Below are 7,451 nucleotides of genomic sequence, written 5' to 3'. Positions count from 1 at the left end.
AACACTACGACACGCTCACCTCCCACTCGCATCGATCACCATCCCGGCAACAGGAAGCGGTGGCACACACGACGGTGCGTGCCACCGCTTCACCATGCCGTCGTTGACAGGCCGACCTCCATATGAGAGCGGCTTCGCCGCATGTGAGCGGAAATTCGTAGTCCACTACGAATTTCCGCTCACATGCCGCAGGCTCGGCGTCAGTAGGGCCGGTAGCCGGCCATGCGTTCGAGTCTCTCGATGCGGTCGGCCATCGGCGGGTGGGTGGCGAACAGCTGCCCAGCCTTGTCGCCGATGCGGAACGGGTTGGCGATCATCAAATGCGATTCCGACGCCAGTCGCGGCTCGGGCGGCAACGGTGCCAACTGCACACCCTGCTCGAGTTTGCGCAGCGCCGACGCGAGTGCCAGCGGATCACCGGTCAGCTCGGCTCCCGACTGGTCTGCCTGGTACTCGCGCGAGCGGGAGACCGCCAGCCGAACCAGGGTGGCCGCGATGGGGCCCAGCATCGACACGAGCAGCAACGCGATCGGATTGGCTCCCCCGCTGCCGCGTCCGCCGAAGACGTTGGCGAAGAACGCGAGGTTGGCCAGACCCGAGATGACAGCAGCCATCGCGCCTGCCACCGACGAGATCAGAATGTCCCGGTTGTAGACGTGCGAGAGTTCGTGGCCGAGAACGGCCCGTAGTTCTCGTTCGTCGAGGATCCGCAGAATCCCCTCGGTGCAGCACACCGCGGCATTGCGCGGGTTGCGCCCGGTGGCGAACGCATTGGGATTGTTGGTCGGACTCACGTACAACGCGGGCATCGGCTGATGCGCTGCCGTCGCCAACTCCCGCACGATCCGATACATGGCCGGCTGTTCGAGCTCACTGACCGGCACCGCATGCATCGATTTCAAGGCCATCTTGGCACTGTTGAAGTACGCATAGCCGTTGACACCAACCGCCAGGACGATGGATCCGAGCAGGATGGTCGCGTTACCGAACAGCGAGCCGATGAAGACGATGAGCGCGGACATCCCGACCAGTAGGCCGAAGGTCTTGACGCCGTTCGCGTAGCCGTTCATATCTGACTGTGCCTCCTCGTACCAGGTCTCACTACCTGATTCAACGAAGAAACCCCAGCAGTCGGTTCCCGATGGTCGAGTTGGCCTAACCGACGCGTTCGACGGTGTAGTTCACCAACCGCCCGAGGGCGTCGTTGGCCGGGCCCTGCGGCAGCAGCGCGAGTTCCGCGTGGGCCCGAGCCGCGTACTCACCGAGGGTGTTCTTCGCCGACACCATCCCGGGCGAACGCTCGAGCAATTCCATTGCCTCGGTGACCAGAGCGTCCTCGGTGACCGGGCCTGCCAGGATCTCGCGCAGACGATCCCCGTCGGGACCTTCCTCACGGAGCGCGTACAGCACCGGCAACGTGTGCACGCCCTCTCTGAGGTCGGTGCCAGGAGTTTTACCGGACTGCTCGGTGGCCGAGGAGATGTCGATGATGTCGTCGGAGATCTGGAAAGCGGTACCGACGGCGTCGCCGAGTCGCTCGAGGCGTCCCACATGCTCGGCATCGCCGCCGCTGAACGTTCCACCGAAGCGTCCGCACGAGGCGATCAGCGATCCGGTCTTCTCCCACACGACCTTCAGATAGTGCGCGACGGGATCGTCGGTGCCCTTGACTCCGATCGTCTCGCGCATCTGACCGGTGACCAGTTCCGCGAAGGTCTCGGCGATGATGCGGACGGCGTCGGGACCGAGGGTGGACACCAGCCGTGACGCGTGCGCGAACAGGTAGTCCCCGGCGAGAATCGCCACACTGTTGCCCCAGCGTGAGTTCGCACTCTCTGCACCCCGCCGCATCGAGGCCTCGTCCATGACGTCGTCGTGATAGAGCGTTGCGAGATGGACCAGTTCGACGACCGTGGCGGCGGTGACGATCGCCGGGTCGCTCGGGGAGGGCCCGAGCTGGCCGGTGAGCACCGTGAACAGCGGCCGGAAACGCTTGCCGCCGGCCTTCGCCAGATGCAGCGCGGCCTCGGTCAGGAACTCTTCTCCGTCGGAGAGTTCGCTGATCATCAGTTCTTCGACGCGTGCGAGGCCGTCGGCGACGGATCGCGCGAGCTCCGGGTCCCCCAGGTCGACTCCGGCAACGACCGTTGCTACGGCAGCGTCGTCTGTACTCACGATGTTGGTCCCTGTCCTGTCGTCCACGTGCCGGCGGGTGCAGCGGAGCTCCACTGCTCGTCCCCTACCGTAGTGAACCTAGCGTGCACACCGGTGCGACGGTGTCACCGACCACAGGTGACGCTTCACTCACCCAGGTTGCCGGAAATGACTTCGAGCGTCGCGGCCATCGCGGCCGAAGCCCTCTCACCCAACGCATCGGTCAATGCAGCCATCAGGCCCTCGAGCAGAATCACGTGCGGAATCCTGCTCGTCACCGACAGTTCGCGCTGAAAGCTCAGATCTCGCATCCCGACCACCAACGAGATGTCGGACGCCGATGCCAGGGTCGATCGAGCGAACGACGTCACCGACACCACGGTGGCCCCTCGCTCCCGGGCAGCCTGAGCCGCCCTGGTCGACGCGCTCGTCGCGCCCGATCCACTGATGATCAGGGCGGCATCGCGGTCGGTGAGGAGCCGAGCGGCGACCTGCTGCGCTATCGAGTCGGTCGGCGCGTGCGAGCGCAGCCCCACCGAGCGCATCCGCGCATCGGTATCAGCGGCGAGCGGGGCCGAGAGTCCGTTACCGATGACGACGACGGACTCTGCACCGGCCAGAGTGTCCACGGCGCGGGTGACGTCCTCGGTTGTCAACAACGCCGTCATCGCGGCGATCGACTCACCCACATGAGCGAACGTCTCCGTCACGATCGCGAACGGACCGTCCGCCGACTGCTGCCTGCCGGGCAGCTCGCGCGCCGCATCGCGGGCGAGCAGCACGCGCAGCTGTTGATAGCCCCCGAAGCCGAGGCTCTGACAGGTGCGCACCACCGAGGCCCGCGATGCGCCTGCCGCGTCGGCGACCTGCTGCGAGGACATCTCGACGATGTCGGCGGGGCGGTCGAGAAACACCTCGGCGACGGCCCGCTCGGCCGGAAGCAACGACGGAATGATCGATCTGATGTGCGGGACGACTCCACCCGGCGCGAGATCCATGCTCATATCTTGCTCATAGTCGTGTTCGCGCTTTCCGCTGCCAGCCCCACTGTCCGTCGATGATGCGTCGACGCACCTGCCCGGAGATCTGATCGATGATCACGGTGATGACCACGACGACGATCAGCAGCATCCCGACCGCACCCCATTGCCGATACTGAACGTTGTCGACCAACATGGAGCCGATGCCGCCGGCACCGATCAGACCGAGGATGGCCGACGCGCGAACGTTGATCTCGAAGCGATAGAGCCAGAAGGCGAACACCTCGGGCGCTACGCCGGTCCACAGTCCCCAGCGCACGATCTGCGCTGTGGATCCACCTGCTGCGCGGGCCGCTTCGATCGGCCCCTTTTCCGCGCCCTCGATCGCCTCGTATCCCCATTTGCCGAGGGTGCCCACCGAACCGATGGCGATCGCGAGTGCACCGGTGAAGGCGGTGAGCCCGGTGACCGAGAGAATGAGGATCGCGATGACGACCTCGGGTACGGCCCTGATGACGGCGAACACGACACGCAGGGGCCAGCGCAACCACACCGGCCCGATGTTCGCGGCCGCGAGGAAGCTCAGTGGAAACGACACGATGATGCCGAGCACCGTTCCGAACCAGGCCATCTGGACCGATTCGATGGTGGCCGAGACGGCTTTGCCGAGCGCGGAGAGGTCCGGCGGCGCAAACATGAGTCCGGCATAGCGCACGAGGTTCTGCGGTAGATCGAGCAACCGATCCCAGCGAATCTCTATGCCGTACAACGACAGCGCGAACACCGCGACGACGCTGACCCACACAGCGGTACGCACGGTGTTGCGGGGTCTGCGCGGCCGCGCCGGGGTCGATCGGGAGGTGCGGTCGATGACGGTCATCCGACCAACTTTCGACGGGCCCAGGACGAGAGCATCTCCAGCGCGAGCACGATGACGAGTATCTCGAGGATGATGAGGCTGAGCTGGTGATATTTGTAGAAGGTGCGAACGTTGTCGATGAGCATGCCGAGACCTCCCGCGCCGACGAGCCCGATCACCGCAGACGCGCGTACGTTCAACTCCAACGTGTACAGGCCCTGTGAGACGAAGGCCGGAAATATCTGCGGCGCAACGGCACTGCGGTTGGCCGCGATCCAGGTACCACCCGCGGCGAGAGCAGCTTCCTGCGGACCGCGATCGATCGAGTCGAGCGCCTCGGACACGAGCTTGACGATGATGCCGATGTTGAACACGATCAGCGCCAAGATCCCCGACAGCGCACCCGTGCCGACCACCGCCACCAACACCGCCGCGTACAGCAGATCCGGCACTGCACGAACGACGTTCATGACTGCGCGGACCGCGGCGAGCATCGCCCGGTTCGGGTTGGTGACCCTCGATGCCGCGAAGCTCAGCGGAAACGAGATCGCTGCACCGATCGCAGTCGCGATGATTGCCATCTGCAGGGTCTCGAGGATCGCGTCGACGGTCTCGGGGAAGAACCAGTAGTCGGGTTGCATCAGCTGCACCAGCTTGCCGGTCGCGTTGCCCCAGTTGTCGATGATGTCGCCCAGGTCGGCATCGACACCGATCCCGGCCCAGATCGTGATGATCGCGATGACGGCAAGCACGGCAACGGCTTTCCACCCGTTCCGGGGTTTGGGAGGCCGTTCCGTGACCGGGGTCGTCACAGTTCTGCCCCGTTTTTCGAGAAGCCGGCCTCGAGCACGTCCTCGGCGGTGAGAGAACGTCCGTAGATGCTCTCGAACACCGCTTCGTCGGCATCGCGGCCGTGGCCGTCGAACACGACCTTGCCGTCGCGCAGCCCGATCAGACGATCGCCGTAGCGCTTGGCCAGGTCGAGAAAATGCAGGTTGACCACGACGGTGATGCCGAGCTCGACATTGATGCGCTGCAGGTCACGCATGACGACGTGCGAGGTCGGCGGATCGAGGGAGGCCACCGGTTCGTCCGCGAGGATCACCCGCGGCTCCTGCGCCAATGCCCTGGCGATCGCGACCCGCTGCTGCTGTCCGCCGGACAGCGACGAGGCCTTCTGATACGCCTTGCCCACGATCTCGACGCGTTCGAGCGCCTGCATGCCCAGCTCGGTGTCCTCGGCCGACCACGCCCCGAGCAGGGTTCGCCACATCGGCGAACTGTGCAGCCTGCCCATCATGACGTTGTTCAGCACACTGGTGCGCTTCGCGAGATTGAATCCTTGGAAGATCATCCCGATGTCGCCGCGCAGATCGCGTAATTGTCTGGCGCTGAGGTTGTTCAGCGTGCGATCGCCGACGGTCACGGTGCCGTCCGTGGCCGGAACGAGTCCGTTGATGGTACGGATCAGCGTGGACTTCCCTGCGCCGGACAACCCGACGACGGCGACCATCTGACCCGCTGGAATCTCCAGCGACACCGCGTCGAGCGCGGAGTGCCCGCCCGGGTAGGTGACCGAGACGTTCTCGAATGCGATGCGGTCGCCGTTCATCGTCGATCAGTTCCCCAGGCCGATGGAGTCCGCCTCGGTCTGAGCCTGCTGAAGCGCGGCGGGATCCGCCTTGTCGAGCCCGGTGATCTGGTAGATCGCCGTCAGCGCCTCGACCCCCTCGGGGGTGGAGGCGTAGTCCTCCATCGCATCCGAGATCCGCTGCTGCAGATCAGGACTGAGCGAGCTGCTGATCGAGACACCGTCGTTGGGGATCTCGTTGGTGAGCGCGAACACCACCAGATTCTTCGCCACGTCCGGAGTGTCCTTCACGACTGTTTCGCGGGCATCCCAGAACGAGACCCCCACCTCGTCGTCGCCGTTGTTCACCGACAGCACCGCTGCCGGGTGCGAGGTGACCTGCGTCAGGTCCAGATCGGTGGTCGGGTCGATACCCACCGCTTTCAGCGCGGCCGAGGGGAATACGTATCCGGCGGAGGACGCGGACTGCAACATGACCGTCTTGGCACCGGTCATCTTGCTCAGCGAATCGAGTCCGGCCGGGCCCGTGCCACTTTCGGTTCCGTTGCAGTACAGCAGGCCGTTGACCCCGGTCACCGGTGTGTCCTCGCAGTACTTGTCGGGGTTGTTGGTGTAGAACTGCGACGCGTACGTGGTCTTGCCCTTGCGCACGGTCTGCAGTGCGGGCTCGGCACCGTACTTGTTGCAGGCCTGCACCATTTGCAGCGGTGGCAGCATCCCGATCTGAGCCTGATCGGCTCCGATGGCTTCCACGGCAGCTTGGTAGTCCTGAGTGATGACACCGCGGACCGGAATACCGAGGCGCTCGGTGAGCGCATCCTGCAGCGGCTTGACGGTCTCGACCAACTTGTTGGCATCCCCCGAGGGGACGAGAGCCAGGGTCAGCTCGGATGGGTCCGGGGCGTCTGCCGTACTCGACCCGGTGCAGGGGGACGCTGCGGAGGATGTGGTGGAGGACTCGTCGCGGGCACCGCAACCGGCCAGCGAGGCAGTGAGCAGTCCGGTGGCGACCACCGCGAGCAAGGGAGTGCGGATTCTCATGACTGTCCTTCGTGGGTGAGTGCGAATACTGCTGGATCGGTGGACCATTCGAAGAGCTCGTCGTACAGGGCCGGGAAGGTCGAGGCAGACCATGTTGCCTCCGGCCTGCGATGACCGTGGCGGTCGATGTAGGCGGTGACGGCACCGCGTCGATGCGGTGCGTCGAGGTCGTTTCGCCAGATGTCGCCGACACTGGCAAGAAGGTGGGGTGGACTGTCGCCGAGCAGCGCGTCCACCAGAGAAGACATTTTCTCGGGTTTGCCTGCGTCGGTGACGATGCGATCCATCGCCGCCGTCAGGCCGAGGCGGTCGAGAGTCTCCACGACGCCCCGTCGCGGGGCATTGGTGGCGAGCACCACCTCGGCGCGGACGCGACCGAGGAACTCGGCAAGTCCGGCCGGAGCCCACACATCCAGTTCACCCGCGGCCAGACGGTCACGGGAGAGCGTGTACGCGGCCGCGAGTGACGTAGCGTCCAGCCCTGCCGCCAGGTCCAGGACCGCGGAGTACCCGTCGAGGTACTCCCCTGCGCCGTGATCGAGAAATGCCGTCAACCCGGCCCGCAGGGTTGCAGCGGTGTCCGGGTCGAGGAAATCGGCAACCGCGTCGGCGTAGGCCCACACGGGGTCGTCCCCGAGACAGACGGTGCCGTCGAAGTCGAGAAGGAGAATCGGTTGCTGCACGTCAGAGACGCTAGACCCGCCATGAACGATCCGTCCATAGATTTCGAATCTATGAAACAAGCGTTCACGCAGCGTTAACCCGAGCCCCTCGAAACACCACGTCGGCCGAAATCGGGATACTGGACCAGTGAGCACTCCCCACC

At 65.1% G+C, this 7,451-nt stretch carries 8 protein-coding genes; all 8 read right to left on the bottom strand.

Translation table 11 applies throughout. The features are described from left to right. Positions 1-200: 200 nt before the first annotated feature. The 8 genes from htpX to J1M87_RS26300 all read right to left on the bottom strand — a co-directional run bounded on the left by htpX (position 201) and on the right by J1M87_RS26300 (position 7,308). Complete coding sequence (gene htpX, locus J1M87_RS26335) at positions 201-1,070, bottom strand: zinc metalloprotease HtpX (RefSeq protein WP_206492649.1); 870 nt, start codon at positions 1,068-1,070, stop codon at positions 201-203. Between the two features lie 85 nt (positions 1,071-1,155). Then, a complete protein-coding gene (locus J1M87_RS26330) occupies positions 1,156-2,175 on the bottom strand; it encodes a polyprenyl synthetase family protein (RefSeq protein ID WP_206492648.1) in 1,020 nt (339 codons plus the stop codon). A 125-nt stretch (positions 2,176-2,300) separates the two neighbouring features. After that, positions 2,301-3,158 (bottom strand): MurR/RpiR family transcriptional regulator, encoded by an 858-nt coding sequence (locus tag J1M87_RS26325; RefSeq protein ID WP_206492647.1) that lies wholly within the window; start codon positions 3,156-3,158, stop codon positions 2,301-2,303. 7 nt (positions 3,159-3,165) lie between these two features. Further along, the gene (gene phnE / locus J1M87_RS26320) at positions 3,166-4,014 is read right to left on the bottom strand and encodes a phosphonate ABC transporter, permease protein PhnE (RefSeq protein ID WP_206492646.1); all 849 of its coding nucleotides are present in this window, start codon (positions 4,012-4,014) and stop codon (positions 3,166-3,168) included. Continuing rightward, positions 4,011-4,805: a phosphonate ABC transporter, permease protein PhnE gene (gene phnE / locus J1M87_RS26315; RefSeq protein ID WP_206492645.1), complete on the bottom strand. Its 795-nt coding sequence runs from the start codon at positions 4,803-4,805 to the stop codon at positions 4,011-4,013. The genes phnE (J1M87_RS26320) and phnE (J1M87_RS26315) overlap by 4 nt, the downstream gene beginning before the upstream one ends. Beyond that, entirely contained in the window at positions 4,802-5,605 is an 804-nt protein-coding gene (phnC, locus tag J1M87_RS26310) for a phosphonate ABC transporter ATP-binding protein (RefSeq protein ID WP_206492644.1), read from the bottom strand. Before phnC ends, phnE (J1M87_RS26315) begins: the two co-directional genes overlap by 4 nt. Positions 5,606-5,611: 6 nt before the next feature. Further along, positions 5,612-6,625: a phosphate/phosphite/phosphonate ABC transporter substrate-binding protein gene (gene phnD / locus J1M87_RS26305; protein ID WP_206492643.1), complete on the bottom strand. Its 1,014-nt coding sequence runs from the start codon at positions 6,623-6,625 to the stop codon at positions 5,612-5,614. Further along, on the bottom strand, positions 6,622-7,308 hold the full coding sequence (locus J1M87_RS26300) for an HAD family hydrolase (protein WP_206492642.1): 687 nt from the start codon (positions 7,306-7,308) through the stop codon (positions 6,622-6,624). The genes phnD and J1M87_RS26300 overlap by 4 nt, the downstream gene beginning before the upstream one ends. Between the last annotated feature and the right edge of the window lie 143 nt (positions 7,309-7,451).

This window comes from Rhodococcus sp. KRD162 (assembly GCF_017168335.1).
Classification (GTDB): Bacteria; Actinomycetota; Actinomycetes; order Mycobacteriales; family Mycobacteriaceae; genus Rhodococcoides.
This window is presented reverse-complemented; position numbering and strand designations above follow the sequence as displayed.

What these genes read in the sequence shown, in the direction of transcription:
- htpX (WP_206492649.1), bottom strand. Translation starts at nt 1,070, where the DNA reads ATGAACGGCTACGCGAACGGCGTCAAGACCTTCGGCCTACTGGTCGGG.
- J1M87_RS26325 (WP_206492647.1), bottom strand. Translation starts at nt 3,158, where the DNA reads ATGAGCATGGATCTCGCGCCGGGTGGAGTCGTCCCGCACATCAGATCG.
- phnE (WP_206492646.1), bottom strand. Translation starts at nt 4,014, where the DNA reads ATGACCGTCATCGACCGCACCTCCCGATCGACCCCGGCGCGGCCGCGC.
- phnC (WP_206492644.1), bottom strand. Translation starts at nt 5,605, where the DNA reads ATGAACGGCGACCGCATCGCATTCGAGAACGTCTCGGTCACCTACCCG.
- phnD (WP_206492643.1), bottom strand. Translation starts at nt 6,625, where the DNA reads ATGAGAATCCGCACTCCCTTGCTCGCGGTGGTCGCCACCGGACTGCTC.